26 protein-coding genes are annotated in these 26,709 nt (G+C 70.9%); 10 read left to right on the plus strand and 16 right to left on the minus strand.

Annotation, left to right across the window (positions count from 1 at the left end):
• Positions 1-160: 160 nt before the first annotated feature.
• Genes G5T42_RS02655 through G5T42_RS02665 form a run of 3 tightly spaced genes read left to right on the plus strand, consistent with a single transcriptional unit; the run spans position 161 to position 3,065 of the window.
• Positions 161-367 (plus strand): heavy-metal-associated domain-containing protein, encoded by a 207-nt coding sequence (locus G5T42_RS02655; protein WP_165125072.1) that lies wholly within the window; start codon positions 161-163, stop codon positions 365-367.
• A complete protein-coding gene (locus G5T42_RS02660) occupies positions 367-2,724 on the plus strand; it encodes a heavy metal translocating P-type ATPase (protein ID WP_165125075.1) in 2,358 nt (785 codons plus the stop codon). Before G5T42_RS02655 ends, G5T42_RS02660 begins: the two co-directional genes overlap by 1 nt.
• Positions 2,721-3,065 (plus strand): metal-sensitive transcriptional regulator, encoded by a 345-nt coding sequence (locus G5T42_RS02665; protein ID WP_241245933.1) that lies wholly within the window; start codon positions 2,721-2,723, stop codon positions 3,063-3,065. The genes G5T42_RS02660 and G5T42_RS02665 overlap by 4 nt, the downstream gene beginning before the upstream one ends.
• A gap of 97 nt (positions 3,066-3,162) precedes the next feature.
• Here G5T42_RS02665 and rarD read toward each other — a convergent pair whose 3' ends face one another.
• Positions 3,163-4,086, minus strand: coding sequence for an EamA family transporter RarD (rarD, locus tag G5T42_RS02670; protein WP_241246028.1), 924 nt, complete (start codon positions 4,084-4,086; stop codon positions 3,163-3,165).
• Between the two features lie 224 nt (positions 4,087-4,310).
• Positions 4,311-4,607: a co-chaperone GroES gene (groES, locus tag G5T42_RS02675; protein WP_165125081.1), complete on the minus strand. Its 297-nt coding sequence runs from the start codon at positions 4,605-4,607 to the stop codon at positions 4,311-4,313.
• 184 nt (positions 4,608-4,791) lie between these two features.
• Between groES and G5T42_RS02680 the strand changes: the two genes are divergently transcribed.
• Positions 4,792-5,988, plus strand: a complete 1,197-nt coding sequence (locus G5T42_RS02680) for a class I SAM-dependent methyltransferase (protein ID WP_165125084.1) — start codon at positions 4,792-4,794, stop codon at positions 5,986-5,988.
• 18 nt (positions 5,989-6,006) lie between these two features.
• Here the strand turns inward: G5T42_RS02680 and G5T42_RS02685 are convergent, their stop codons facing one another.
• The 9 genes from G5T42_RS02685 to coaA form a co-directional block, all read right to left on the minus strand.
• Positions 6,007-6,531, minus strand: coding sequence for a hypothetical protein (locus G5T42_RS02685; RefSeq protein WP_206535696.1), 525 nt, complete (start codon positions 6,529-6,531; stop codon positions 6,007-6,009).
• Positions 6,528-7,616, minus strand: a complete 1,089-nt coding sequence (gene tsaD, locus G5T42_RS02690; RefSeq protein WP_165130055.1) for a tRNA (adenosine(37)-N6)-threonylcarbamoyltransferase complex transferase subunit TsaD — start codon at positions 7,614-7,616, stop codon at positions 6,528-6,530. The genes G5T42_RS02685 and tsaD overlap by 4 nt, the downstream gene beginning before the upstream one ends.
• A 5-nt stretch (positions 7,617-7,621) precedes the next feature.
• Positions 7,622-8,119, minus strand: coding sequence for a ribosomal protein S18-alanine N-acetyltransferase (gene rimI / locus G5T42_RS02695; RefSeq protein WP_165125087.1), 498 nt, complete (start codon positions 8,117-8,119; stop codon positions 7,622-7,624).
• Entirely contained in the window at positions 8,116-8,793 is a 678-nt protein-coding gene (gene tsaB, locus G5T42_RS02700) for a tRNA (adenosine(37)-N6)-threonylcarbamoyltransferase complex dimerization subunit type 1 TsaB (RefSeq protein ID WP_165125090.1), read from the minus strand. The genes rimI and tsaB overlap by 4 nt, the downstream gene beginning before the upstream one ends.
• Before the next feature lie 86 nt (positions 8,794-8,879).
• Positions 8,880-9,413 (minus strand): tRNA (adenosine(37)-N6)-threonylcarbamoyltransferase complex ATPase subunit type 1 TsaE, encoded by a 534-nt coding sequence (gene tsaE, locus G5T42_RS02705; protein WP_165125093.1) that lies wholly within the window; start codon positions 9,411-9,413, stop codon positions 8,880-8,882.
• A gap of 38 nt (positions 9,414-9,451) precedes the next feature.
• Positions 9,452-10,576, minus strand: a complete 1,125-nt coding sequence (alr, locus tag G5T42_RS02710; protein WP_206535697.1) for an alanine racemase — start codon at positions 10,574-10,576, stop codon at positions 9,452-9,454.
• Complete coding sequence (locus G5T42_RS02715) at positions 10,573-10,944, minus strand: holo-ACP synthase (RefSeq protein WP_165125096.1); 372 nt, start codon at positions 10,942-10,944, stop codon at positions 10,573-10,575. The genes alr and G5T42_RS02715 overlap by 4 nt, the downstream gene beginning before the upstream one ends.
• A 194-nt stretch (positions 10,945-11,138) precedes the next feature.
• A complete protein-coding gene (glmS, locus tag G5T42_RS02720; protein WP_165125099.1) occupies positions 11,139-12,992 on the minus strand; it encodes a glutamine--fructose-6-phosphate transaminase (isomerizing) in 1,854 nt (617 codons plus the stop codon).
• A 77-nt stretch (positions 12,993-13,069) separates the two neighbouring features.
• Entirely contained in the window at positions 13,070-14,077 is a 1,008-nt protein-coding gene (gene coaA, locus G5T42_RS02725) for a type I pantothenate kinase (protein ID WP_165125102.1), read from the minus strand.
• 81 nt (positions 14,078-14,158) lie between these two features.
• Here coaA and G5T42_RS02730 point away from each other — a divergent pair, with 81 nt between their 5' ends.
• The 4 genes from G5T42_RS02730 to G5T42_RS02745 all read left to right on the plus strand — a co-directional run bounded on the left by G5T42_RS02730 (position 14,159) and on the right by G5T42_RS02745 (position 20,131).
• On the plus strand, positions 14,159-15,091 hold the full coding sequence (locus tag G5T42_RS02730; RefSeq protein WP_165125105.1) for a Ppx/GppA phosphatase family protein: 933 nt from the start codon (positions 14,159-14,161) through the stop codon (positions 15,089-15,091).
• 60 nt (positions 15,092-15,151) lie between these two features.
• Positions 15,152-17,725 carry a DUF4062 domain-containing protein gene (locus tag G5T42_RS02735; RefSeq protein ID WP_165125108.1) on the plus strand — a complete coding sequence of 858 codons (2,574 nt, stop codon included), beginning with the start codon at positions 15,152-15,154 and terminating at the stop codon, positions 17,723-17,725.
• A complete protein-coding gene (locus tag G5T42_RS02740; RefSeq protein WP_165125110.1) occupies positions 17,718-18,563 on the plus strand; it encodes a hypothetical protein in 846 nt (281 codons plus the stop codon). The genes G5T42_RS02735 and G5T42_RS02740 overlap by 8 nt, the downstream gene beginning before the upstream one ends.
• A gap of 215 nt (positions 18,564-18,778) precedes the next feature.
• A complete protein-coding gene (locus G5T42_RS02745; protein WP_165125112.1) occupies positions 18,779-20,131 on the plus strand; it encodes a GDSL-type esterase/lipase family protein in 1,353 nt (450 codons plus the stop codon).
• 6 nt (positions 20,132-20,137) lie between these two features.
• Here G5T42_RS02745 and glmM read toward each other — a convergent pair whose 3' ends face one another.
• From glmM to G5T42_RS02765, 4 genes are all read right to left on the minus strand, one after another.
• A complete protein-coding gene (gene glmM / locus G5T42_RS02750) occupies positions 20,138-21,508 on the minus strand; it encodes a phosphoglucosamine mutase (RefSeq protein WP_165125114.1) in 1,371 nt (456 codons plus the stop codon).
• A gap of 15 nt (positions 21,509-21,523) precedes the next feature.
• Positions 21,524-22,009 (minus strand): 30S ribosomal protein S9, encoded by a 486-nt coding sequence (rpsI, locus tag G5T42_RS02755; RefSeq protein WP_165125116.1) that lies wholly within the window; start codon positions 22,007-22,009, stop codon positions 21,524-21,526.
• Between the two features lie 26 nt (positions 22,010-22,035).
• Positions 22,036-22,482 (minus strand): 50S ribosomal protein L13, encoded by a 447-nt coding sequence (rplM, locus tag G5T42_RS02760; protein WP_165125118.1) that lies wholly within the window; start codon positions 22,480-22,482, stop codon positions 22,036-22,038.
• 472 nt (positions 22,483-22,954) lie between these two features.
• Positions 22,955-23,653, minus strand: a complete 699-nt coding sequence (locus tag G5T42_RS02765; RefSeq protein ID WP_206535745.1) for an endonuclease/exonuclease/phosphatase family protein — start codon at positions 23,651-23,653, stop codon at positions 22,955-22,957.
• 207 nt (positions 23,654-23,860) lie between these two features.
• Between G5T42_RS02765 and galU the strand changes: the two genes are divergently transcribed.
• The gene (gene galU / locus G5T42_RS02770) at positions 23,861-24,775 is read left to right on the plus strand and encodes a UTP--glucose-1-phosphate uridylyltransferase GalU (protein ID WP_165125122.1); all 915 of its coding nucleotides are present in this window, start codon (positions 23,861-23,863) and stop codon (positions 24,773-24,775) included.
• Positions 24,776-24,909: 134 nt separating this feature from the next.
• The gene (locus G5T42_RS02775) at positions 24,910-25,128 is read left to right on the plus strand and encodes a hypothetical protein (protein ID WP_165125124.1); all 219 of its coding nucleotides are present in this window, start codon (positions 24,910-24,912) and stop codon (positions 25,126-25,128) included.
• Here the strand turns inward: G5T42_RS02775 and G5T42_RS02780 are convergent.
• Complete coding sequence (locus G5T42_RS02780) at positions 25,106-26,620, minus strand: sugar transferase (protein ID WP_165125126.1); 1,515 nt, start codon at positions 26,618-26,620, stop codon at positions 25,106-25,108. The two genes, G5T42_RS02775 and G5T42_RS02780, sit on opposite strands and share 23 nt — an antisense overlap.
• Between the last annotated feature and the right edge of the window lie 89 nt (positions 26,621-26,709).

Here is a 26,709-nt window from a genome sequence, read left to right on the forward strand (position 1 = left end):
GCCAATAAACCTAACCGGGAGCCGGTCTCTTGTGTATTGCCTTTCGTTAACGGTTTGTAACGCGACCCAATCGTTACTCGACCAGCTCGGAATACCCGAGCGGGGTATACCCTTGTAACAGGTACCCCAAGGGGGTATCCGTATGACGAAAGGCACTTCCATGACGACGAACGAGTTCCAGGTGATTGGCATGAGCTGCGGCCACTGCGAGGCCACGGTCCGCAAGCACGTCTCCCAGATCGCCGGAGTCGAGGGCATCGAAGTGAGCGCGGCGACGGGACGCCTCGTCGTGACGTCCGCCGCCGTGAGCGACGACGCCGTGATCGCGGCAGTCGACGAGGCCGGCTACGAGGCGGTGCGCATCTGATGTCCGAGACGCACCGGCACGACGCACTCGTACCGGCGATCGGCGACGCGATCGAGCTCGAGATCTCGGGCATGACCTGCGCGTCGTGCGCGGCGCGCGTCGAGAAGAAGCTGAACAGGCTCGACGGGGTCGAGGCATCCGTCAACTTCGCCACCGAGAAGGCGCACGTCGTGGCTCCCAAGGGCTACGATCCGCACGCGCTCATCGCCGAGGTCGAGAAGACGGGGTACGGCGCCAAGGTGCCCGAGCCCGTGCACGAGCACGCGCACCACGTCGAGCCCGAGCTCGGCTCGCTCCGCCGTCGCCTCATCGCGGCGATCGCGCTGTCGGTGCCGGTCATCCTGCTGTCGATGATCCCCGCGATCCAGTTCCCCGGGTGGCAGTGGGTGTCGCTCGCGCTCGCGACCCCCGTCGTGACCTGGGCGGCCTGGCCCTTCCACCAGGCGACGTGGACCAACCTCCGCCACGGCGCCGTCACGATGGACACGCTCATCTCGGTCGGGGTCACGGCCGCGTACGTCTGGTCGCTCTACGCCCTGTTCTTCGGCGGCGCCGGCATGATCGGCATGACGCACGGCTTCGAGTGGTCGATCTCTCCGAGCGACGCCGCGGGCAACCTGTACCTCGAGGTCGCCTCGGGCGTGACGATGTTCGTGCTCGCCGGTCGCTACTTCGAGGTCCGCTCCAAGCGGCAGGCCGGCGCAGCCCTGCGGGCGCTGCTCGAGCTGGGGGCGAAGGATGTCGCGGTGCTGCGCGACGACCTCCTCACCGGAACCCGCACCGAGGTGCGCATCCCCGTCGAGCAGCTGCGCGTCGGCGACGAGTTCGTCGTGCGCCCGGGCGAGAAGATCGCGACCGACGGCGTCGTGGTCTCCGGCACGTCGGCGGTGGATGCCTCGACCGTGACGGGCGAGTCGGTGCCGGTCGAAGTGGGCCAGGGCGACGGCGTCATCGGTGCGACGGTGAACGTCGGAGGCCGCCTCGTGGTCCGCGCGACGCGCGTCGGCTCCGACACGCAGCTGGCTCAGATGGCGAAGCTCGTAGAGCAGGCGCAGTCGGGCAAGGCGGCGGCGCAGCGTCTCGCCGATCGCATCTCGGCTGTGTTCGTGCCGATCGTGATCGGGCTCGCCCTCGCGACGCTCGTCGTGTGGCTGCTGCTCGGGTTCCCGCCCGCCGCCGCCTTCGGCGCTGCCGTGGCCGTGCTGATCATCGCCTGCCCGTGCGCGCTGGGTCTCGCGACACCGATCGCACTGCTGGTGGGCACGGGACGAGGCGCGCAGCTCGGCATCCTGATCCGGGGTCCCGAAGTGCTCGAGTCCACCCGCACGGTGGACACGGTCGTGCTCGACAAGACCGGCACGGTGACGACCGGACGGATGTCGCTCATGGACGTCGCGACTGCGGCGGGCACGTCGCGCGACGAGGTGCTCCGCCTCGCCGGCGCGCTCGAGCAGTCCTCGGAGCACCCGGTGGCCCGGGCCATCGCGAAGGCGGCCGTCACCGAGCTCGGCGCACTCCCCGAGGCGGAGGCTTTCCAGAACCTGCCCGGCACGGGCGTGTCGGGCGTCGTCGATGGCCACGCCGTCGTCGTGGGCCGCGAAGCACTCCTCGCCGACTGGGCGCTGCGCCTGGACGGCACACTGGCCGAGGCATCCGCGCGGTTCGAGAGCGAGGGCAAGACGAAAGTGGTCGTCGCGTGGGACGGCGAAGTGCACGGCGTCCTGGCCGTCGCCGACCGCGTGAAGCCCACGAGCGCGGAGGCCATCCGGCAGCTGCGCAGCCTGGGCCTCGAGCCCGTGCTGCTCACCGGCGACAACGAGACGGTGGCCCGGCGGATCGCGGGCGAGGTCGGCATCGGACGCGTCATCGCGCAGGTGCTCCCCGCCGAGAAGGTCGCGGTCGTCCGGCGGCTGCAGGTAGAGGGCAAGGTCGTGGCAATGGTGGGCGACGGCGTCAACGACGCCGCGGCACTCGCGCAGTCCGACCTGGGTCTCGCGATGGGGACGGGGACGGATGCCGCGATCGAGGCCTCCGACCTCACTCTCGTGCGCGGCGACCTGCGCAGCGCCGCCGACGCCATCCGGCTGTCGCGCGCGACGCTCGGCACGATCAAGGTCAACCTGTTCTGGGCCTTCGCGTACAACGTCGCGGCGATCCCGCTCGCGGCCCTGGGGCTGCTCAACCCCATGATCGCGGGAGCGGCGATGGCGTTCTCGAGCGCCTTCGTCGTGGGCAACAGCCTCCTCCTGCGCCGGTTCCGCAGCTGGGCCGACGGCCCGGCGGCGTCAGCGGCGCCGGCCATGCCGCAGGACTACCCTGAGCACCACGCCCACCACCTCGTGAAGGAGGAGCGATGACCCTCGCAGAGACGCCGGCCGCGGCATCCGTCGATTCATCCGCCGGCCCCGACCACGCCGCCCACCACGGTTACATCACCGACAAGGACAAGTACCTCAACCGCATGAAGCGGATCGAGGGGCAGGCGCGCGGCATCCACAAGATGGTCGAGGAGGAGAAGTACTGCATCGACATCCTCACGCAGATCAGCGCTCTCACGAGCGCGCTGGAGGCTGTCGCGATCGGCCTCCTCGACGACCACCTCAAGCACTGCGTCGTGGACGCGGCGAGGCTCGGCGGCGCCGAGGCGGACGCGAAGATCGCCGAGGCGACGCAGGCGATCGCGCGGCTCGTGCGCTGACGCGGCGCTCCCGTGACGCGAAGCGGCGGCTCCCGTGACGCGAAGCGGCGGCTCCCTCCTCGGGAGCCGCCGCTCCTTCGTTGCGAGAGCCGGGGTGTCAGGTGAGCTCGGCGACGTCCGAGACGCCGTCGTCGACGCGTTGGGCCGCGCGGGCTCGCCGGCCCGCGACGATCGAGTCGACCGTCAGCACGACGAGCGCGATCCACACCAGCGCGAAGCCGATCCAGCGCTCGAGCGACATCGGCTCCCCCAGCAGCCAGACGCCGATGATGAACTGGAGGATCGGCGCGACGAACTGCAGCATGCCCATGAGCGTGAGCGGGGTCCGCCGGGCGCCGGCGGCGAAGAGCAGGAGCGGAACCGCGGTCACCACCCCGGCCAGCAGCAGCAGGATCGTGTGGACGGTGGAGCCCTGACCCATCGTGAGGCCGGAGGTGACGGCGATCACGACGAGCTGGATGACGGCGACGGGCACGAGCCACAGCGATTCGAGCGTCAAGCCGCTGACCGCATCGACGGAGGGGCCGATCTGCTTCTTGACGAGCCCGTAGAAGCCGAAGGAGAACGCGAGCGTCAGGGCGATCCAGGGAAAGGCTCCGTACCCGATGACGATGACGAGCACCGCCGCGGTCGCGATGCCGATCGCGACCCACTGAGTCACGCGCAGGCGTTCCCGGAGGATCAGCACGCCGAGGAGCACCGTGACGATCGGATTGATGAAGTATCCGAGGCTCGTCTCGACGACATGGCCGGTCAGCGCGCCGATGAGATAGGTCTGCCAGTTGATGTAGATGAGCGCGCCCGCCAGGACGGTCCACCAGACGAGCCGCCGATTGCGGAGGATCGCGACGAGCTTCGGCCACGTCCGCGTAACGGTGAGCAGGAAGGCGCAGAAGACGAGGGAGAGGATGATGCGCCAGGCGACGACCTCGAACGGACCGGTCGGCGCGAGGGCGAGGAAGTACAGCGGCAGGAATCCCCAGAGCAGGTACGCCGTGAAGGCGAAGACGCCGCCGAGCAGGCGTTCGCGACCGGGATCGGCCGGCTTCGCCGCCGCCGGACGAGGTGGCGCGCTGGACGACGGCGAAGACTCGGGATTCACCTTCCCAGCCTAGGACGGCGCACCACGGCGTCGGCGGGGCGAGGCATCCGTCACCTGCCGTCCCTGAGCCGATTCCTGCCAGCCGCGCATGCGAAAGGGGCCCGGATGCCGAAGCATCCGAGCCCCTTTCGGAAGAGCTGTCGTCAGCGGACGACGACCGCCAGCACGTCGCGAGCCGACAGGACGAGGAACTCGTCACCGCCGAACTTGACCTCGGTCCCGCCGTACTTGCTGTAGAGCACTCGGTCGCCGACGGCGACGTCGAGCGGAACACGGTTGCCGTTGTCATCGATGCGGCCGGGGCCCACGGCCACGACCTCGCCCTCCTGGGGCTTCTCCTTGGCGGTGTCAGGGATGACCAGACCGCTGGAGGTGGTCTGCTCGGCCTCGACCTGCTTGATGACGATGCGGTCCTCGAGCGGCTTGATGGAAACCGACACGGGTCTACCTCTTCTTTCCTTGAGACTCAAGACTCGTTAGCACTCACCTGGTGAGAGTGCTGATCCAGTTTAGGCAGTCGGCTGGCACTCATGCAACGTGAGTGCCAAACGGCGTCATGTTGACGGATGCCTCGCCGGTCCGGCCCGGCCGCGTCGTCGCCCCGCGCCGACGTACGCTGGCCGGATGGAACTGGCCGAGCTCACCGCACTCCTGACACCCGAAGGCCTGCGGGTGCTGGACGAGCTCGGACCGATCGACTCGGCGGACGACGTCGCACGGACCGTGTCGCGACTGCGATCGGCCGGGCACTCCCCCGACCTCGTCTCGGCGGTGGTGGGCCAGGCGCGGCTCCGCACCCGCGCCCGGGCCAAGTTCGGCGGATTCGCCGACCGGATGCTGTTCACCCGCGCGGGTCTCGAGCAGGCCACGCGCCTGCCCATCGCGGGGCGCCACGCGGCGCGGTTCCGCGACGCGGGCATGGGCGCGGTCGCCGACCTCGGCTGCGGCATCGGCGGCGACGCCCTCGGGCTCGCGGCTCTCGGGCTGAGGGTCGTCGCGGTCGATGCCGACGACGTCACGGCCGCGATCGCCGCGTACAACCTGGCTCCGTTCGCGGGCGACGTCGTCGTGCGGCAGGGGCTCGCGGAGGACGTCGTGAAGGAAGGGCTCGACGTCGACGCGTACTGGCTCGATCCCGCCCGCCGCACGGCCGGTCACAGCGAGACCTCCCGGACGCGGCCGGAGGACTGGTCGCCGTCGCTCGAGTGGGTCTTCGACCTCGCGTCGCGGCATCCCGCCGGCGTGAAGCTCGGCCCGGGGCTCGACCGTGGCCTCATCCCCGACGACGTGGAGGCGCAGTGGGTCAGCGCCGACGGCTCGACGATCGAGCTCGTGCTGTGGTCGGGCGCGCTCGCGCGACCCGGAGTGCGTCGGGCCGCCCTCGTCGTGCGGGGCGACACGGCGGCGGAGCTCACCGCGGCGGGCGATGCCGAGGATGAGCCCGCTCGCGCGCTGGGCGCGTTCGTGCACGAGCCCGACGGCGCCGTCATCCGGGCGCGGCTCATCGGCGAGGTGGCCCGGTCGCTTCAGGCCGGCATGCTCGACGAGCACATCGCCTACCTCACCTCGGACGCGGCCCTCACGAGCCCGTTCGTCTCGTCGTTCCGCGTGCGGGAGGAGCTTCCCGCCGACACGAAGAAGCTCGCGCGGGCGCTGCGCGAGCGGGGCATCGGGCGGCTCGAGATCAAGAAGCGAGGGGTGGATGTCGACCCCGCGGCACTGCGGAAGTCTCTGTCGCTCAAGGGCGACGAGTCCGCGACGCTCATCATGACCCGCATCGGCAAGAAGCGCGTCGCGCTGCTCGCCGACCGTGTCGGCTGAGCCTCCTGCGGGTCGGGATCAGCCGACGAACCCCGAGGCCACGGCGGCGAACAGCAGCCACCCCACGCTGTAGAGGATCGACACCCCGGCCAGGACGATCGCCCAGATCGCGACGCCGCGGCTCTCGAGCGGGCGGCGGAGCGCGAGGATGCCGGCGACGATGCCCGCCATGCCGAGGGGAAACCCCCAGCCGACGAAGAGCGACAGGACGAGCCCGAGGATCGCGAAGACGAGCGCCCAGCCGGCGAGACCGCGCCGAGGCTGCTCCGGCTCGGGCATGGCCCACTGCACGAGCGGCGCGGGGTGCTCGCCGTCGGGGTCCGCGGGAGCGGACTGGCTCGTGATCCCCACCGGCCCCGTGGGCAGCCGCTGGAAGCCCCCCCGGTGACCGCCCGGGAGCACCGACTCGGCTCCGACCGGGCCGATCTCCTGCGTGGGCGCATCGACGGTGGGACTCGGCGGTCGGGTGTCGGCCGGACCGGGCGCGGTCGACGGGTTCTCGCCCGGCGCCGATCCGGGTGGGCGACCCTCCGGCGCGCTCACGCCGCCGCCTCGCCGGGCGCCTCCGCGACCTGGATCTCGGTCACGGGGAGCGTCGAATCCGCACCGAACTCGAGGGTCGAAGGCCGGCGGCCCGACATGATGAGCTCGGACGCGAGGGCCGCGATCATGGCGCCGTTGTCGGTGCAGAGCGAGAGCGGAGGGATCCGCACCGTCACGCCCGCGGCATCCGCCCGCTCGATCGCGACGTCGCGCAGCCGGCGGTTCGCGATGACGCCGCCGCCGAGCAGGAGGCGTGGGACGCCGTGGTCGCGGCACGCCGCGAGGGCCTTGGTGACGAGGACGTCGACCACCGCCTCGCGGAAGCTCGCCGCGACATCGGCCACGGGGACGGGCTCGCCCACGGCCTCGCGCTGCTCGACCCACCGGGCGACGGCGGTCTTGAGACCCGAGAACGAGAAGTCGTAGCGGTGCTTCGCCAGATCGGAGGCGCGCGACAGCCCTCGCGGGAACGGGATCGCCGCGGGATCTCCGGATGCCGCGACACGGTCGATCTGAGGACCGCCGGGATAGGGCAGCCCGAGCACCCGGGCGACCTTGTCGAACGCCTCGCCGGCGGCGTCGTCCATCGTCTCGCCCAGGAGCTCGACGTCGGTCGTGAGGTCGCGGACGAGGAGGAGCGAGGTGTGGCCGCCGCTCACGAGCAGCGCGACGGTCGGATACTCGAGCGGCGGCGCGTCCGCATCGAGGATGTCGGCGGCGATGTGACCCACGAGGTGATTGACGGCGTACAGCGGCCGGTCGAGCGAGACGGCGAGCGCCTTCGCGGCGCCGACGCCCACCATGAGGGCTCCCGCGAGCCCGGGCCCGGACGTCACCGCGACGGCATCGAGATCGGCGAGCGTGACGCCCGACTCCGCGAGCGCGGCCTCGATCGACGGCTGCAGGGCCTCGAGGTGGGCGCGGGCGGCGACCTCGGGGACGACGCCGCCGTAGCGCGCGTGCTCGTCCATGCTGCTCGCGATCGTGTTGCTGAGGAGCGTGCGGCCGCGCACGATCCCGATGCCCGTCTCGTCGCAGCTCGTCTCGATGCCGAGCACGAGCGGCTCGGACCCATGCCTCTGCACGCCGGTCACGTGCACACCCCCGCATCGTCGGGATCCGCAGCGCGGGCGGCGGCCCACGCGCGCACGTCGAGCCGCATCACGACGGCGTCCACATCGTCGGGCTGGTAGTACCGCGGGCGGCGTCCGACCTCGGCGAAGCCCTCCGACGCGTAGAGCGCCTGCGCCACGGGGTTGTCGGCGCGCACCTCGAGGAAGACCTCCTCGATGCGGCGAGCGGATGCCTCGGCGAGGAGCGCCTCGAGGATCGCCCGCCCGCGACCCCGGCCCCGGGCCGACTCGGCGATCGCGATCGTCTGGACGTCGGCATCCTTCGATCCCGCGGGCGCGCGCAGCCCCGCGTAGCCGACGAGACGGCCGGCCTCTTCGGCGACGAGGTAGAACCCGTGGCGCGACGAGAGCTCCTGGCGCATCATCGCGTCCGACCAGGCGTCGGTCGGGAAGGATGCGCGCTCCAGCGCCATGATCGCGCCGAGGTCGGCGGGCGTCGCCGCGCGAAGGGTCATGCCGCACCGCCCGTCGGTGCCGTCACGCGCTTCGGCCCGCTCGACAGCGTCACATCGGGAGAGCGCAGGTAGAGCGCGTCGGCGGGACCGATCTGCCGACCGGCCACGACGGCACGGGCGGCCGCGAGCGCGAGCATGACGGCCGGGATGCGGTCGGCGTCCCGGCGGAGGGCGCCACGGTCGGCGAGCAGCGCGTCGAGCTCGTCGCGGGGCGACAGCGCCGGACCCTCGACGCGGACGGGGAGGCCGTCATCGTCGATGCCGCGGTAGAGGGTGTACGCCAGCTCCCGCCGGCGGGCGTCGGTCACGACCGCGAACGCGTCGTCGTCGGTGTTGTCGCGGCCGCCGGTCAGCGCGCTGTGCAGCAGCAGCTCGAGGGCGACCGCGTCGTGGCTCACGACCGGGATCACCGGGATGCCGCGACCGAGCGCGAACGCCCGCGCGGCGGCGATCCCGACCCGCAGGCCCGTGAAGGGCCCCGGGCCCATCCCCGCCGCGACGTGCGTCACGTCGGAGGGGCGGAGGGATGCCTCGGCGAGCGCCCGCTCGATGAGGTTGCCGATGACCTCGGCGTGTCCGCGTGGGTCGACGCTCTCGGTCTCCGACCGCACGACACCGTCGGCCTCGACCACCGCGACGGCGGTGCCGAGGGACGTGTCGATGCCGAGGATCACGCCCTCCAGGCTAGCCGGACCTCGACTTCCGGTGATCGAGCCGCCGCTGTCACGCGGGTGCGAGCGTTTCGTCTCGCTCCGCTCGCTCAACGACCGGCTGTGTCGGGCGAGTGGCGCGTGAGCGTCAGGACGCGCGGAGCATCGGCGTCCATCTGCGCCGCCGCCGGGCCGCTCGTGCCGCACGCCGTGTCGACCCCGGTCCCGCCCCACTCGCGCTCGAGCTCGATGTCCCACCACGAGTCGGCGACCTTGTCGACGAGGCCGCGCCCCCACTCGACGACGACGACCGACGTGTCGAAGTCGATGTCGAGGTCGTCGAGCTCGGCGGCCGAGCCGAGGCGGTAGGCGTCGACGTGCACGAGCGGTGCGCCGCCGACGAGCGAGGGGTGCGTGCGCGCGATCACGAAGGTGGGGCTCTGCACGGGGCCGCGCACGCCGAGACCGGCCGCGATCCCTCGGGTCAGGGTCGTCTTGCCCGCGCCGAGCGGGCCCGTCAGCACGAGGACGTCGCCGGGGCGCAGCATCCGCCCCAGCTGCTCGCCGAACTCCTCCATGGCCGCGGGTGTGTCGATCTCGCGGCGGCCCGCGAGCGCCTGGAGTCCATCGGTGGTCGTGCTCATGCCCTCGTCAACGCCGGAGTCGCCCGCCGCGTTCCCGGTCACGACGAGACCTGCCGGCGGGGAACGCGGGGGCCGATACGCGTCACGATCTCGTAGTTGATGGTGGACGCGGCATCCGCCCATCCATCCGCGGACGGCACTCCGAGCGTCGGATCGCCGAAGAGCACCACCTCGTCGCCGACGCGCACCGGGTGGTCGCCGACGTCGACGACGAACTGGTCCATCGCGATCCGCCCCGCGACGCGGAAGCGCGAGCCGTCGATCGAGACCGGACCCGCGCCCGAGGCGCTGCGCGGAACACCGTCGGCGTACCCCAGGGGCACGAGGGCGAGGGTCGTCTCGCGGTCGGTGCGGTAGTCGTAGCCGTACGAGACGCCGTGCCCGGCCGGCACGCGGCGCACCGCAGCGACCGGCGCTCGCAACGTCATGGCGGGGCGCAGGCCCAGGTCGCCCGAGTCACGGTCGGCGAAGGGCGAGAGCCCGTAGATCGAGACGCCGAGGCGCACGCAGCCCAGGCGCGACTCGGGCAGCGCGATGGCAGCGTGGCTCGCCGCGATGTGCCGAAGCGGCGGGGCCAGGCCCGCTGCGGCAGCCACCCCGAGCGCGTCGTGGAAGACCCGCACGGCCGCCCGATCGTCGTCGGCGGAGGCGTTGGACAGGTGGCTGAAGACGCCGAGCACGCGGAGCTTGCCGATCCGCTCGAGGCGCGCCGCCTCAGAGAAGACGACCCGGTAGTCCTCGGGCGCGATGCCGTTGCGGCCGAGGCCCGTCTCGACTTTCAGGTGGACCGCGACGGGGCGGTCGACGGATGCCGCGGCCGACGCCTGCAGCAGCTGGTCGAAGCTCGAGATGCCGAGCTCGATGCTCGCGGCGGCCGCCTCGCGGAAGTTCGCGCCCGGCGCGTGCAGCCACGCGAGGATCGGGGCATCCACCCCCGCCCGCCGCAGTGCAAGCGCCTCGCCGACGTCGGCGACGCCGATACGGCTCGCACCGCCGTCGAGAGCTGCCACGGCGCTGCGCACGGCGCCGTGACCGTAGCCGTCCGCCTTGACGACGGCGATCACCTCGGACCCGGTCAGGCGGCGGAGGTGGCGCACGTTCGCGCTGATCGCGCCGACGTCGATCGTGGCCTCTCTCAGGACGCCGTCGGGCAGGCGGCTCACGTCGGGTCCGATCCGGGCGCCGCCTCGGCGATGACGTAGGCCGTCGCCAGGTTCGCGTCGTGCGACATCGAGAGGTGCATCATCGTGATCCCCCGGTCTTCGACGGCGGCGGCGGTCGATCCGGTCAGCACGAAGACGGGACGACCGGATGCCTCGGAGGCGACCTCGATCTCAGTCCAGTGCACGCCGTCCGAGCCGCCGAGGGCCTTGATGAGCGCCTCTTTGGCCGCGTAGCGGGCGGCGAGCGACCGGAGGGGGCGCTCGCGCTCGGACGGCGAGAAGAGCCGCTCGACGAGCCGCGGCGTGCGCTCGAGGGTGCGCTCGAAACGCGGGATGTCGACGAGGTCGACGCCGATTCCGACGATCATCCGACCTCCCGTCTTCGCCGTGGACGCGGCATCCGTCACCCTATCGCGCGGCCCCCGAAGGCCCGGCGCGTTTCGTCTCGCTTCGCTCGCTCAACGACCGGAGGTCGACCCTTCGGTCGTTGAGCGAAGGCGCGAAGCGCCGCAGACGAGACGCGTCGGCCCTTCGACGAGCTCACGGACCGATGAGTCGAGGGCTACTCGACCGTGACCGACTTCGCGAGGTTGCGGGGCTGGTCGACGTCGAGGCCCTTCGCCGTGGCGAGGCCCATGGCGAAGATGTGCAGCGGCACGACGGCGAGGAGCGGCTCCATGAGCGGGTCCGCGAGCGGGATGTGCAGCACCTCGTCGGCGAACGGCAGGACCGCCGCGTCGCCCTCTTCGGCCACCGCGATGACGCGGGCGCCGCGGGCGCGGATCTCCTGGATGTTCGAGACGACCTTCGAGTGGAGCACGGGCGACTCGCGCGGCGACGGCACGATGACGAAGACAGGCTGGCCCGGCTCGATCAGCGCGATGGGGCCGTGCTTGAGCTCACCGGCCGCGAAGCCCTCGGCGTGGATGTACGAGATCTCCTTGAGCTTGAGCGCGCCCTCGAGCGCGATCGGGTAGCCCACGTGGCGCCCGAGGAACAGCACGGAGCGCGTGTCGGCCATCCAGCCCGCGAACTCCTCGATGTGCTTCTGCGAGCGGTCGAGGATGCGCTGGATCTTCTCCGGCACGGCCTCGAGCTCGAGCACGTGGTGCGCGATCTCGGTGGGGCTGAGCGCGCCGCGGACGCCGCCGATGTGCAGCGCGAGGAGGTACAGGGCCGTGATCTGGGCGACGAACGCCTTCGTCGAGGCGACGGCGACCTCCGGACCGGCGTGCGTGTAGACGATCGCGTCCGACTCGCGCGGGATGGTCGCGCCCTGCGTGTTGCAGATCGACACGGTCTTGGCGCCCGCCTCACGGGCGTACTTGACGGCCATGAGGGTGTCCATCGTCTCGCCCGACTGGCTGATCGAGACGACGAGGGTCTCAGGGCCGATCACCGGGTCGCGGTAGCGGAACTCGTGGGCGAGCTCGACGTCGACGGGCACGCGTGCCCACTGCTCGAGCGCGTACTTGCCGACCATGCCCGCATACGCGGCCGTGCCGCACGCGATGACGATGATCCGGTTGATGCCGGCGAAGAGGTCGTCGAGGCCGTCGAGCTCGGGGATCGAGACGACTCCGTCGCGGATGCGGCCGCGCACCGTGTTCGCGACCGCCTCGGGCTCTTCCGAGACCTCCTTGGCCATGAACGACGACCAGCCGCCCTTGTCGGCGGCCGCGGCATCCCACAGCACCTCGAAGGGCTCGACCTCGACGGATCCGCCCGCGAAGTCGGTGACCTCGACGCCGGCGGGCGTGATGGCGACGATCTCGTCCTGGCCGATCGCGAGCGCGTGCCGGGTGTGCTCGACGAAGGCGGCGACGTCCGAGGCGAGGAAGTTCTCGCCGTCGCCGAGGCCGATCACGAGGGGCGAGTTGCGACGTGCTCCGACGACGAGGCCGGGGTGGTCCTCGTGCATGGCGAGAAGCGTGAAGGCGCCCTCGAGCTGCGAGACGGTGGAGCGGAAGGCCTCGACGAGATCTCCTCCGTTGTTGCGGTACTCGCGGCCGAGCAGCACCGCGGCGACCTCGGTGTCGGTCTCGCTCCGGAACGTGAAGCCGTCGGCGAGGAGGCCCGCCTTGAGGTCGGCGAAGTTCTCGATGATGCCGTTGTGGATGAGCGCGAGATCGTCGTCGTCGGCGAGGTGCGGGTGGGCGTTCGCGTCGGTCGGTCCGCCGTGGGTCGCCCAGCGGGTGTGGCCGATGCCGGTCGTGCCGTCGGGCAGCGGGTGCTCGGCGAGGTCATCGCGGAGGATGCTGAGCTTGCCGGCCTTCTTGCGCATGCCGAGGCCGCCCGCGCCGTCGATCACGGCGATGCCCGCGGAGTCGTATCCGCGGTATTCGAGGCGCGCGAGGCCGGAGAGGAGGATGGCCTGGCTGTCCCTCGGGCCGACGTAACCCACGATTCCACACATGCCTCCCATGGTAATCAGGGGGGTTCGTGAGTTCCCTGAACAAACAGCCGCTGCGAGGCCGGCCGCCCGCGCCCGCGCTAGAGCTTGCGGAGGAGGACGCGCTCGACCGCGTGGTTCGCGGCCTTGTGCAGCACGAGCGTCGCGCGGTGCCGCGTCGGCTTGACGTTCTCCTCGAGGTTCGGGAGGTTGATGTCGTTCCAGAAGCCCAGCGCCATCTCGACCGCCTGCTCGTCGGTCAGCTCGGCGAACACCTTGAAGTACGACGTCGGGTTGGAGAACGCCGCGCGTCGCAGGGCCAGGAACCGGTCGACGTACCACTGCGTGATGTGGTCGGTCGCGGCATCCACGTAGATCGAGAAGTCGAACAGGTCGCTCACCGCGACGTCGTTCGGCTGGGGCGGGGGCTGCAGGACGTTGAGCCCCTCGACGATGACCACGTCGGGGCGGCGCACCGTGACATGGGCGTCGGGCACGATGTCGTACCGGAGGTGCGAGTAGAAGGGCGCCTGCGCCTCGGCTGCACCGCTTTTGACATCCGTGAGGAACTTCACGAGCGCCCGCCGGTCGTACGACTCGGGGAAGCCCTTGCGGCCCATGAGGCCCCGGCGCTCGAGCTCGGCGTTCGGGTACAGGAAGCCGTCGGTCGTGACGAGCTCGACGCGCGGGGTTCCGGGCCAGCGGCTCACGAGCTCTCGCAGGAGGCGAGCGATCGTCGACTTGCCGACGGCGACCGAGCCGGCGACGCCGATGACGAACGGCGTCGTCGTGTCGGGCTCCTGGAGGAAGCCGGAGGTGTCGGCGCCCAGCCGCTTCGTCGCCGTCGCGTAGAGGCTCAGCAGCCGGCTGAGCGGAAGGTAGACCTCTCGCACCTCGGCGAGGTCGAGGCGGTCGCCGAGACCACGCAGCTGGACGACCTCGGTCTCGGACAGCGGCTGCGCCAGGCCGCCCGCGAGGCGGGACCACTCCTCCCGGCCGATCTCGCGGTACAGCGCGGGGCTCAAGTCGCTGTCCCCGTCGAACCCGTCCACGCTCTCGAGGAAGGAGTCGGCGGAGTCTTCTCCGGGGATCGCAGCTTCGGCGGACATCGCGCCCATCGTATCCGCCCCGTTCGGGGCCGGCTCGTCATGTGCCGGTGAGCGGTTGGCCCCGACCGATAACCTCGACGCGTGCGCCTGGGAGTCCTCGACATCGGCTCGAACACCGTCCATCTTCTGGTCGCGGACGCGCGGCCCGGCGGCCGCCCGCTCGCCACGACGAGCCAGCGGACCGTGCTGCGCCTCATGCGCTACCTCGGTCCGGACGGCTCGATCACCGATGAGGGGGTGAACGCGCTCGTCGGCGCCGTCGCCGAGGCGAAGAAGGTCGCGCTCGCCGAGAAGGTCGACGAGCTGCTCGCGACGGCGACCTCGGCCGTCCGCGAGGCCACGAACGGCCCGGAGGTGATCGCCCTCATCGAGGAGGCGCTTGGCCAGGAACTGCAGGTGCTCGGCGGCGAGTCCGAGGCCCGCTTCACCTTCCTCGCCGTCCGGCGCTGGTTCGGGTGGGCGGCCGGGCAGATCCTGCTCTTCGACATCGGCGGCGGCTCGCTCGAGCTCGCGTCGGGTGCCGACGAGCTGCCCGATGCCGCGGCATCCGTCCCGCTCGGTGCGGGGCGCATGACGGTGCAGTTCCTCCCCGACGATCCCCCCGGCGAGGAGGCCGTCGAGGTGCTCCGCGCGCACGCTCGCACGACCCTCGCGCCCGTCGTCGACCGGTTCATGGCCGAGCCGCGGCCCGATCACGTCGTGGGGTCGTCGAAGGCCATCCGCTCCCTCGCGAAGCTCGCGGGCTACCCGGTTCCGGGATCGTCCGGAATCGAGGGGATGCTGCTCCCCCGCGCCGCTCTCGGCTCGTGGATCCCGCGGCTCGCGCGCATCCCCGCCGCGGCACGGCAGGAGCTCCCCGGCATCACTCCCGATCGCACGTTCCAGATCGTCGCAGGGGCGGTCGTGCTCCACACCGCCATGACGATGCTGAAAGTCGACGAGCTCGAGGTGAGCCCGTGGGCCCTTCGCGAGGGCGTTCTGCTGCGGTACATCGAGTCGATGTCCTGGGGCTGACCGGCCTCCGGCACAGCGTGCCTGTGGACGCGGCCGGGGACCGTGCCCCATGATTCCCTCATGGCCGCACGGCCCGCGATCCGCACTCCCGATCAGCGCCTCCGCGTCTTCGTGAGCTCCACGTTGAAGGAACTCGAGCCGGAGCGCCGCGCGGTGCGCACCGCGATCGAGTCGCTGCAGCTCGCGCCGGTCATGTTCGAGCTCGGCGCGCGGCCGCACCCGCCGCGGGAGCTCTACCGCTCGTACCTCGCGCAGAGCGACGTCTTCGTCGGCATCTACGGCGAGCGCTACGGCTGGATCGCGCCGGAAGAGACGGTGTCGGGCCTCGAGGACGAGTACGCCCTCTCCGGGGACCTCCCCCACCTGATGTACGTGAAGGAGCCGGCCCCGGCCCGCGAGGAGCGGCTCGAGGAGCTGCTCGACCGCATCCGCGAGGACGACCGCAGCTCGTACAAGTCCTTCTCGACGCCGGAGGAGCTCGCGGAGCTCGTGCGCGGCGACCTGGCGACGCTCCTCGCCGAGCGCTTCGATGCGACGCGGGCCGCGGCATCCGTCGCCGCCGAGGCGGCCGACGCACCCGACATCCCGGCCCCCTATTCGGCCATCGTCGGACGCGAGGCCGAGCAGCGCGACGTCCTGGCGCTGCTGACCCAGCCCGGAGTGCGGCTGGTCACGCTCGTCGGGCCCGGCGGCATCGGCAAGTCCCGCCTCGCGATCGAGATCGCCGACACCGTCGCCGAGAGCGGGCGGGACGTGGCCTTCGCGCTCCTCGAGGCGGTCACCTCTCCCGAGCGCGTCATCATCGCGATCGCCCGAGCGCTGGGGGTGCGGGATGCCGGGGGCGAGGGCTCGCTCGAGGATCGCGTCGTGACGGCCATCGGCGACCGGGACGTGCTGCTGGTCGTCGACAACATGGAGCACGTCCTCGCCGCCGCCGACCTGCTCGTGCGGCTCATCACGGAGGCGCCACGCCTGCAGCTGCTCGTGACGAGCCGCTCGCCGCTGCGGCTCCGGGCCGAGCGCGTGTACGAAGTCGGACCGCTCACCGTGCCGGCCGAAGGAGCGGCCGGGGCGGGAGCCGAGGCATCCGCCGTCCGGCTCTTCGAGGAGCGCGCGGCGGCGGTGCGTCCGGGATTCCGGGTGACGCCCGAGAACTCCGCCGCGGTCGCCGCGATCTGCCGCGCCGTGGACGGCGTGCCGCTCGCGATCGAGCTGGCGGCGGCGCGCGTGCGGTCGCTCTCGGTGGAGGAGATCCTCGAGAGGCTCGACTCGGCGCTCACGCTTCTCGTCGGCGGGGCGCGCGACCTGCCGCCGCGACAGCGTGCGCTGCGCAGCACGATGGAGTGGAGCTTCCAGCTGCTCGACGAGGACGCCCGAGCCGCTCTGCAGACGCTCTCGGCGTTCACGGGCAGCTTCTCGCTCGCCTCCGCCGAAGCCGTGCTCGAGACCGTCGGCGCGGCCGATCCGCTCTCGGCACTCGAGGCGCTCGTCGATGCGAGCCTCGTCGCCTCGTCCGACCGGCGGGGCACGACGGTCTTCCGGCTGCTGTCGCTCGTGCGCGCGTACGCGCACGAGACGATGACGCCGGAACACGCCGAGACGGTCGCCCGCGCCTGGATCGATCGTTATCGCGCTCTGGCGACGGATGCCGCGGCCGCCATCCGAGGGCACGATCAGGCCGAGTGGCTCGACCTCCTCGACGTCGAGACCGAGAACCTCGCCGGTGTCGCACGAGCCATGCTCGACCGCCGCGAGCTCGACGAGGCCGGTGCCTACCTGTGGTCGCTCTACCTGTACCTGTGGATCGGCGGCTACCTCGGCGTCGTGCTGGGGTGGACGACCGAGCTGCTGGCGATCGCGGAGCGCGAGCAGCGACCGCTCGCGATGCAGACCCGGGCCGTCGCCGAGTACTACACCAACGCGATCCGCTACTGGCAGGACCCCGCGTTCGACACGGCCCCGGGGATGACCCGCAGCCGCGACCTCTTCACGGAGGCGGGCGACGTGTTCGGCACGGCCCTCGCTCGGGTCTCGCTCGCATTGGCGCTGCTGACGGCGGCGGGCGGCGCCGACTTCGGGCGGGCGCGGTCGGAACTCGAGCAGAGCCTTGCGGAGTTCCGGTCGGCTTCGGACGCCTGGGGCCATGCGATGGCCCTCGTCATGCTGGGCCGCATCGACATGCTGCAGGGCGACCTCGCGGGGGCCCGCGAGCGCTTCGACGAGAGCCTGCGCCTCGCGTCGGCCCAGGGTGAGCGTCTCGGGATCGTGATCGCGATCAACCACCGCGGATGGTCGAGCTTCCTCGCGGGCGACCTCGAGGCAGCGCGCCGCGACTTCACCGACGGCATGGACATCTCGCTCGCTCTGCGCCATGACGAGAGCCTGGCCTACGGGCTCGAGTCCCTCGTGGCGCTCGCCGCGGCGGCGGGCGACGTGCGACGCGCCGGACTCCTGCTCGGGGCCGCCCAGACCGTCCGCCGGCGGAAGGGGTTCCTCAACCCGGGCGCCTTCGAGTTCTACATGGTGCCGGTCAAAGCGCTGCGCGACAGCGGTCACGGGGCAGAGCTCGACCGAGCCGTCGCGGAAGGTTCGGAGCTGTCGCTCGCAGAGGCGCTGGAGTACATCCGTGGCTGAGCGGCCGGCCGACGATCGGGTCCTGCCGGCGACGCGCTGGGTGGCGGTCGCGATCGTGCCGTTCCTCGTCGTCGCGGCCTTCCTCCTCTTCGCCTTCCCGGAGCGCACCGGCGAGCTCTTCGCGTGGGCGATCGCCGTGCCGATGTCGGCGTTCCTGCTCGCCTCGGCATATGTCGGCGGGATCTGGTTCTTCGTCGGCGTCGCACGGGCGCGGCGGTGGCACCACGTCACGCACGGGTTCCCCGCCGTCGTGGTCTTCGCGGGGGCACTGCTCGTCGCGACGCTCCTGCATCTCGACCGCTTCTCGCAGAACCTCTCGTTCGCAGTGTGGATGGCCCTCTACCTCACGACCCCGTTCGTCGTCGCGGTTCTCGCGGTCGTCCAGCGGCCACGAGACCCTCGGGTGCCGGATGCCGGGGATGTCGTCATCCCCCGTCGCTGGCGATTCGGACTGGCCGCGATCGGCGCCGCGGCGCTCGCCTTCGGGGCGCTGGTCTTCCTCGCCCCCGAATTCGCCATGACTTTCTGGGCATGGCCCCTGACCCCGCTCACGGCGCAGGTGACGGGCGCCGTGCTGAGTCTCACGGGCGTCGTGAACGCGGGGCTCCTCTGGGATGCGCGCTGGAGCGCCTTCCGCACGCTGTTCCAGGCGCAGCTGCTCAGCCTCGTCGCGATCGCCGTCTCGCTCGTCGCGCGTCGCGACGACCTCCTCTGGGACCGGCCGATGACCCTCGGATTCGTCGTGCTCGTCGCCGGGGCGCTGCTCGTCTACGCCGTCTTCACCCTGCGCAGTGAGGCGCTCGCGCGTCGTGCCGCGGCATCCATTCCTCTAGCGTGATACATCTGTCCGCCGAACGGCGGACAGGTCGGGGAAGCGCTGTCCGCCGTTCGGGGGACGGTTTGTCACGTTCAAGTTAACTCCGAATCACCAGTCGGCTTTCGGCTTGCGACGAAGTGCGGCGCCCTGCCACTCTCAACTCAGCTGCGGAGGCTCACGCGCAGATGCGACAACGGTGTCGAATTCCCCACCGGATCTCGTCGTCAAGGAGTCGCATGTCTCTCTCGTCATACACCTCGTCTCGCGCGCCCCGAATCGGGGTGCTGGGCGCTGCCGCCCTCGTCGTCGCAGGCCTCCTGACTGCACCGACTGCCGCCACGGCAGTCCCTGCACCACCCCGCATCATGGCCGCGCTGGGCGATTCGATCACTCGGGCACCGCTCGCTGACGGTCCCACGGCAGGGACGGGCATCAACAGCTGGTCCACCGGCACGACCCCGTCAGTCGAGTCGCATCGCGCGCGCCTCACCGCACTCGGGGGCAGTCCTGTGACGGCGTACAACGTCGCGGTCGCGGGGACGACATCGTCGGATCTCACGCGGCAGGCGGCTCTCGCCGTCGGATACCGTGCGGAGTATGTGACGATCCTGTCCGGGGCGAACAACGTCTGCAAAGCGACGAGTGTCGCATCACTCCCGGCCGTCGACGAGTTCCGCACCGATGTCGCGTCGGCTCTGAAGACGCTCGCGACCGGTGTCCCGAGCGCGGAGGTGCTGCTTCTGTCGGTGCCGAGCCTTCAGGCGGTGCTCGATGCCGGCAAGTCATCGCGGTCCGCGGTCAGCGCGTGGGGAACGCTCGGCACCTGCCCCATCATGCTGGCCGATCCCCTCTCGCAGGCTGAGTCGGCCGTGCAGCGACGGTCGGCCGTGGAGACGCGCATCCGCGAGATGAACGCGGCACTCGCGACGGTGTGCGCCTCCTATGCGACGTGCACCTACGACGGAGGCGCCGTGTACGGAAATCACCCCGCGCTCGCGGATCTCTCACCGGTGGACTACTTCCACCCGTCGCTCTCAGGACAGGCGCGCATCGCGACGATCACGTGGGCCGAGGTGCTCGACAACCACCTCTTCACCGACGCGCCCGCGCCCACCCAGCCCACGCCCGAGGCGCCTCAGCCGGCGCCGGCTCCCGAGCCCGCAGCACCACAGCCCCCGTCGTCCGGGTCTCCTTCGACGGCCAGGTGGACGATCGACGAGACCTCGTCGAAGCTCGCATTCGCGGGGTCATGGCGTGCGACCCGCTCCACCCGCGACTCGGGCGGGTCGGTCTCGTTCAGCGCCTCCAAGGGGTCGTCGTTCTCGCTGACATTCACCGGGACGCGTGTCAGTGTCGTGGCGCGTCGCACGCCGAGTTCCGGCATCAGCGACGTCTCGATCGACGGAGTCCCGGTGGGACGTATCGACGGCTACGCCGCGGACACGGAGTATCAGAGCACCGTTTTCGCGAGCGAAACGCTGCCCCTCGGCGAGCACACCATCACGGTGACGGTCTCGGGCAGTCGGGCCGCTGCGTCCACGGGCCACAACCTGATCGTCGACGCGCTGATCGTCGAGGTGCCGCAGTAGAGGTGGTCAGGTCGCGGGCTCGAGGGCCAGCCGGTCGCGGACGACGTCGGCGAGGCGTCCGGCCGCGGTCTGGGCCGCCGCCTCGTCGGCCGCCTCGACCATGACCCGCACGAGCGGCTCCGTGCCGCTCGCGCGCAGGAGGACGCGACCGCTGTCGCCGAGCTCTGCCGCCACCTCGTCGACGGCGGCGAGGACGACCTCGTCGCTGTTCGCGCGGGAGCGGTCGACGCCGCGGACATTGACGAGCACCTGCGGGTAGACCGTCATGATCGACGCGAGCTCGGCGAGGGTCTTCCCCTGCCGCGCCATCTCGGCCACCAGGTGCAGCCCCGTCAGCAGGCCGTCGCCGGTCGTGGCGTACTCGCTCATGATGACGTGACCGGACTGCTCGCCGCCGAGGGCGAAGCCGCCCTCGTTCATGCGCTCGAGCACGTACCGGTCGCCCACGGCCGTCTGCTCCACACGGATGCCGTGATCGGCCATCGCGCGATGGAGGCCCAGGTTGCTCATGACTGTCGCGACGAGCGTGTCGTGAACGAGGTGGCCGCGCTCCTTCATCGAGACGGCGAGGATGGCCATGATCTGGTCGCCGTCGACGACCTTCCCGGCCGCGTCCACGGCGAGGCAGCGGTCCGCATCGCCGTCGTGCGCGATTCCGAGGTCGGCTCCGACCTCGACGACCTTGCGTGCCAGCTGGTCGAGGTGTGTGGAGCCCACGCCGTCGTTGATGTTGAGGCCGTCGGGGTCGGCTCCGATGACGGTGACCTGTGCGCCCGCGTCGCGGAACGTCTCGGGCGAGACGCCGGCCGCGGCACCGTGCGCGCAATCGAGCACGACGTGGATGCCGTCGAGCCGGTTCGGCAGGGATGCCAGCAGGTGCACGACGTAGCGGTCCTCGGCGTCGGCGAACCGGCGGATGCGGCCCACTTCCGCCCCGGTCGGCTGGAGCTTCGGAGCGGCCATCGCGGACTCGATGCGCTGCTCCACGATGTCGGGCAGCTTCACCCCGCCGCGCGCGAAGATCTTGATGCCGTTGTCGGGTGCGGGGTTGTGCGACGCCGAGACGACCACGCCGAAGTCGGCGTCGGTGTCGGCGATGAGGTAAGCGGTGGCCGGGGTCGGCAGCACGCCCGCTTCGAGCACGTCCACGCCGGACGAGGCGAGACCCGCGGCGACGGCGGCGGCGAGGAATTCGCCCGAGATGCGCGGGTCGCGGGCGACGACGGCCGTGAGGCGCTTGCCCGCGGCGCGACGCGCCTCGGCCGTACGGCCCTGGCCCAGGACGACGGCGGTCGCCTGGGCCAGGGTGAGAGCGAGGTCGGCGGTGAGGGGGCCGTTGGCGAGCCCCCGCACCCCGTCCGTGCCGAACAGCGGCATCGGATGCGACTCGCTTTAGCGCTTCGAGTACTGAGGCGCCTTGCGGGCCTTCTTGAGACCGGCCTTCTTGCGCTCCTTGACGCGAGCGTCACGCGAGAGGAACCCGGCCTTCTTGAGCGTCGGGCGGTTGTTCTCGACGTCGATCTCGTTGAGCGCACGAGCGATGCCGAGGCGCAGCGCGCCGGCCTGGCCCGAGGGGCCACCGCCCGAGATGCGCGCGATGACGTCGTACGCGCCGGTCAGGTTGAGCACCGTGAAGGGGTCGGTCACGAGCTGCTGGTGCAGCTTGTTCGGGAAGTAGTCCTCGAACGTGCGGCCGTTGATGGTGATGGTGCCCGAGCCGGGGACGAGGCGCACGCGCGCGATCGCCTGCTTGCGACGGCCCACGGCCGCGCCGGGAACCGAGAGCACGGGGCGCTCGGCGGCCACGACCTCCTGGTCGACCGGCGTCTCGGTCGAGTAGCTTTCGGGGGTTTCGATGGAATCCTGGATCTTCGCCACGAGTGTGTCCTTATTCTGGGCGGCGCTTACTGGGCGACCTGGTCGAAGGTGTACGTCTTGGGCTGCTGAGCGGCGTGCGGGTGCTCGGCACCGCGGTAGACCTTCAGCTTCGACAGCTGCTGGGCGCCCAGGCTGTTCTTGGGGAGCATGCCGCGGACGGCCTTCTCGACGGCGCGAACCGGGTTCTTCTCGAGGAGCTCGGAGTAGGTCACCGACTTGAGGCCACCGGGGTAGCCCGAGTGGCGGTAGGCCTTCTTCTGCTCGAGCTTCTGGCCGGTGAGGGCCACCTTGTCGGCGTTGATGATGATGACGAAGTCACCGGTGTCGACGTGGTTCGCGAAGGTGGGCTTGTGCTTGCCGCGAAGGAGGACGGCGGCGTGCGAGGCGAGACGGCCGAGAACGACGTCGGTCGCGTCGATGACCAGCCACTCGCGCTGGACCTCGCCAGCCTTGGGGGTGTAAGTGCGCGTCACAGTAGTGCTGCTTTCTTGATCGAACGGAGAAGTTCGTGAATCCCGCTCCGGGGTGCTTCGGCTGCTCGATGAGCGACGAAGACGCCAGTGGAGGGCTCACGTTCGTGATGCCGGGTCAGCTGAGCCGGACACCAAAGATCAAGCCTACGGCATCCGGATGCCTCGTCCAAACCGACGAGCACCGCGGGGGCCGGAGCTGCGGAGGAGGGCCCCCGGCCGGCTTGGGGATGCGCCTGGGGAAGCGCCCGACCGGGGACCTGTCCACCACGCGTCATGCGGTCCGGAGCACCGTGTGACGCGGCACGTCACGCTGCCGCGGCGTGAAGTCTGTGTATCGCCCTCTCGAGCTCGGACGGTGGGTGAGCCCGCCGATCCGATCAGCCGACTCGATGATGTTCTCACGCCCCGGGCCGCAATGCACATCACTCGACCGAAATCGTTCCGAGCCTTGACAGGCCGGCCGAGGAGCGCGTCAGGCCGCGCCGGCCGCGGCCTGCGCCTCGGCGGCGGGATGAGCCGTCACGAGGATCGGCAGATGGTCCGAAAGCCCCTGCGGCAGGGTCTTCACCCTGTCGATCGAGAAGCCCACCGAGGTCGCGAAATCGTAGTGACCGCGGAAGAAGCGGTACCGCGTGTAGGTGCGGGAATCGCTGAGGGTGAGGTCGTACCCCTGCTCCCGCACCTTCTGGCCGAGGTTCTCCTTGAAGACGGGGTAGTTGTAGTCGCCGACCATGATGATCGGCAGCTTCGGTCCGAGCTCGGCGAGCTCGCCGAGGGCCGTGCGGATCTGGTGGCGGCGGAGCGAGTTGAGCGCCGTGAGCGGAGCCGCGTGGAACGACGCGACGATGAACTCATGACCGTTGTCGATGTCGTGCAGCCGCACGCCGAGCATGCGCTCCTCGGCCGGCTTGAGCACGCGGTCGTGCAGCGACTTCTTGAGCGCCATCGAGCGGACCTCGACCGGGCGGTACGTGTTCTCGCGGTAGTAGACGGCGAGCCCCAGCCGATTGCGCTGCGTCGAGTCCGCGAGGCGCAACCCCTCGATCGCGGGCGGGATGTCGGTCGTGTCGCACTCCTGGAGGCACAGCACGTCCACAGCGTGGCGCTCGACCAGCGCCGCCAGCTCTCCGGCGGCCCGGTGCTTGCGAAGGTTGTACGAGATGAGCTTCAGCATGCTGAGCCCAGATTAGAGCTCCTCCGACCGGCGCAGGGGGGCTTGCGGTGAAGCGAATACCTCTTCACGTGCAATTTTCAGCCGTCGATCCGTCACTCGGCGGACGCCCGCCGCATCCGCGCAGCCGGTCGGGCGTCGTCATCCGGACACCGACCGACACGCGGCTGTAACCGCGACTTCACGGAGCCCCTCTAGCGTCGGCATATGAGTGAAACCGCGATCAAGGCCGTCATCCCCGCAGCGGGTCTGGGGACCCGCTTCCTCCCGGCGACCAAGGCCATGCCGAAGGAGATGCTCCCCGTCGTCGACAAGCCGGCGATCCAGTACGTCGTCGAAGAGGCCGTCGCCGCGGGCATCGACGACGTCCTCGTCATCATCGGGCGCAACAAGAACGCGCTCGCCAACCACTTCGACCGCGTCACCGAGCTCGAGCACACGCTCGAGCAGAAGGGCGACCGCAGCAAGCTCGAGCGCGTCATGCACCCGAGCTCCCTCGCCGACATCCACTTCGTGCGCCAAGGCGACCCCAAGGGCCTTGGACACGCGGTCCTGCGTTCACGAAAGCACGTCGGCAACGAGACGTTCGCGGTCCTCCTCGGCGACGACCTCATCGACGCACGGGATCCGCTCCTCTCCCGCATGATCGAGGTGTCGCAGTCCCAGTCGGCCACCGTCATCGCGCTGATGGAGGTCGAGCCCTCGCAGATCCACCTCTACGGGTGCGCCGCCGTCGAGAAGACCGGTGAGGGCGACGTCGTGCGGGTGACCGGCCTCGTCGAGAAGCCGTCGGCCGCCGAAGCGCCGTCGAACCTCGCGATCATCGGGCGCTACGTCCTCAAGCCGGAGATCTTCGACGTGCTCGAGACGACGGCCCCCGGCAAGGGCGGCGAGATCCAGCTGACCGACGCGCTCCAGGCGCTCGCGGCGGACGACGAGATCGCGGGACCCGTCCTCGGGGTGGTCTTCACCGGGCGCCGGTACGACACCGGCGACCGGCTCGACTACCTCAAGTCCAGCATCCAGCTCGCCCTCGACCGTGAGGACCTCGGACCCGAGCTCGCCTCGTGGATCGTGGAACTCGCACCGACGCTCGAGCCCACGCTCGAACCCACCGCCTGACACCCACCCTTCACCGCAGGCCCCCGCCGGGATTCCCGGCGGGGGTCTGCTAGCGTTGCGACGCGAAGCGGCTCCGGGCCATCCGGCCACTCGCCCCCGAGCTCGTCCCTCGACCCGCTGGAGTGTCGACCACCATGACCGTCCTCGTGATCATCGCGATCGTCGCGGTGTGGGCCCTCATGGCCGTGGCGATCCTCTTCGTCTTCGGGCGCGTCGTGCGGCGGGCCGACGAGGAGAACGAGGTCACCAGCATGCGGCGCGAGATGCGCGCCGCCGAGCGCGCCGAACCGGCGGCTCTGCAGGAGCCGCCGGCGACCGACGCGGGGTCGGTCAGTAAGCGCCTTCGCTCTTGATGACGGCCCGGACGGTCTTGAGCAGGATCACGAGGTCGCCCGTCATCGTCCAGTTCTCGACGTAGAAGAGGTCCAGGCGGACCGTCTCCTCCCAGTCGAGGTCGCTGCGGCCGCTCACCTGCCAGAGGCCCGTGATGCCGGGCTTGACCAGGAACCGGCGGTGCACCGACTGGGAGTACTGCTGCACCTCGCGCTCGAGCGGCGGGCGGGGGCCCACGAGCGACATCTCGCCGAGGAACACGTTGAACAGCTGCGGCAGCTCGTCGAGGCTGAAGCGACGCAGGAACTTGCCCGCACGGGTCACCCGGGGGTCGTCCTTCATCTTGAACATGACGTCGTTGCCTCGGTCCCGAGCCTCGAAGGCGAGTTCGCGGAGCCGCTCCTCGGCATCGGTGTACATCGACCGGAACTTCAGCATGTCGAACGTCTCGCCGCCGAGTCCGATCCGCTGCTGCCGGAAGAACGCCCCGCCGGGGCTCGTGAGCTTCACGGCCAGGGCGATCGCGGCGAGGATCGGCGCGAGCAGCAGGATGAGCAGGCCGGAGGCGACCACGTCGAAGGCTCGCTTGCCGTAGAGCTTGCCGCCGCCGTAGCGAGGCGTCTCGACGTGCACGAGCGGGAGCCCCGCGACCGGCCGCGTGTGCAGCCGGGGACCGCCGATGTCGGTGAGGCTCGGCGCGACGATCAGGTGCTGGCGCCCGGGCTCCAGGGCCCAGCTGAGCTCGCGCACCGTACGGGCGCTGAGCTCGTTGGCGCTGGAGATGAGGACGGTGTCGGCCTGGACGCGACCGAGCGCCTCGATGACGTTCGACACCGATCCCGACACGGGGATCTCCGTCCCCGGGATGTAGTCGGCGATGCGGCCGCTGGGCGTGCAGGCTCCGACGACGCGCAGTCCTGCGGCGGGCGTGCGCTGCAGATCTCGGGCGGTCTGGGCGACGGATGCCTCGGACCCGACGACCAGGACGCGATCCGACATCCGTCCCTCACGCCGCTGCGCGACGAGCCACCGGCGCGACGCCCAGCGCGTCAGCAGCAGCCCCGCGGCCGTCGACCCGAGGCCGACGAGCAGGATGAAGTGCAGGCCGGCGAGGCTCGCGAGATACGCCACGAGCGCGACCGAGGCGAACGAGAAAAAACAGGAGTACAGGATCGCCCGGTACTCCTCGGTCCCGACCCCGACGACCCGCGCGTTTCGGCTGCCGCTCATCGACAGCGCGGCGAGCAGGATGACGCCGATGAGACCGACGACGCTCCAGACCGACACCGCCGCGCCGCCGTGCAGGAGCGGAAGCGTGTAGGGCTGCGAGCCCACGATCGTCGCGACGGCGAGCGCCAAGGCGATCACGGCGAAGTCGCTCACCACCAGGGCGCGGGCGTAGGACCGGGACCACCCGGCCGCCGAGCTCGCCGCCTGCGGGATCGCGACCGCCCTCGCCTGCCGGGGCTCGTCGCGTACGTCCTCGTCAGTCGTCGAAACAAGAATCGCCATATTCGTCTGCACCTCTGATCTCACTCGGCTGGAACAGGCCGCGTGGGGATGGCAGACGCCAAGCGACGTCGCGGAACAGAACTCCCGCT

This window comes from Microbacterium sp. 4R-513 (assembly GCF_011046485.1).
Lineage (GTDB): Bacteria > Actinomycetota > Actinomycetes > Actinomycetales > Microbacteriaceae > Microbacterium.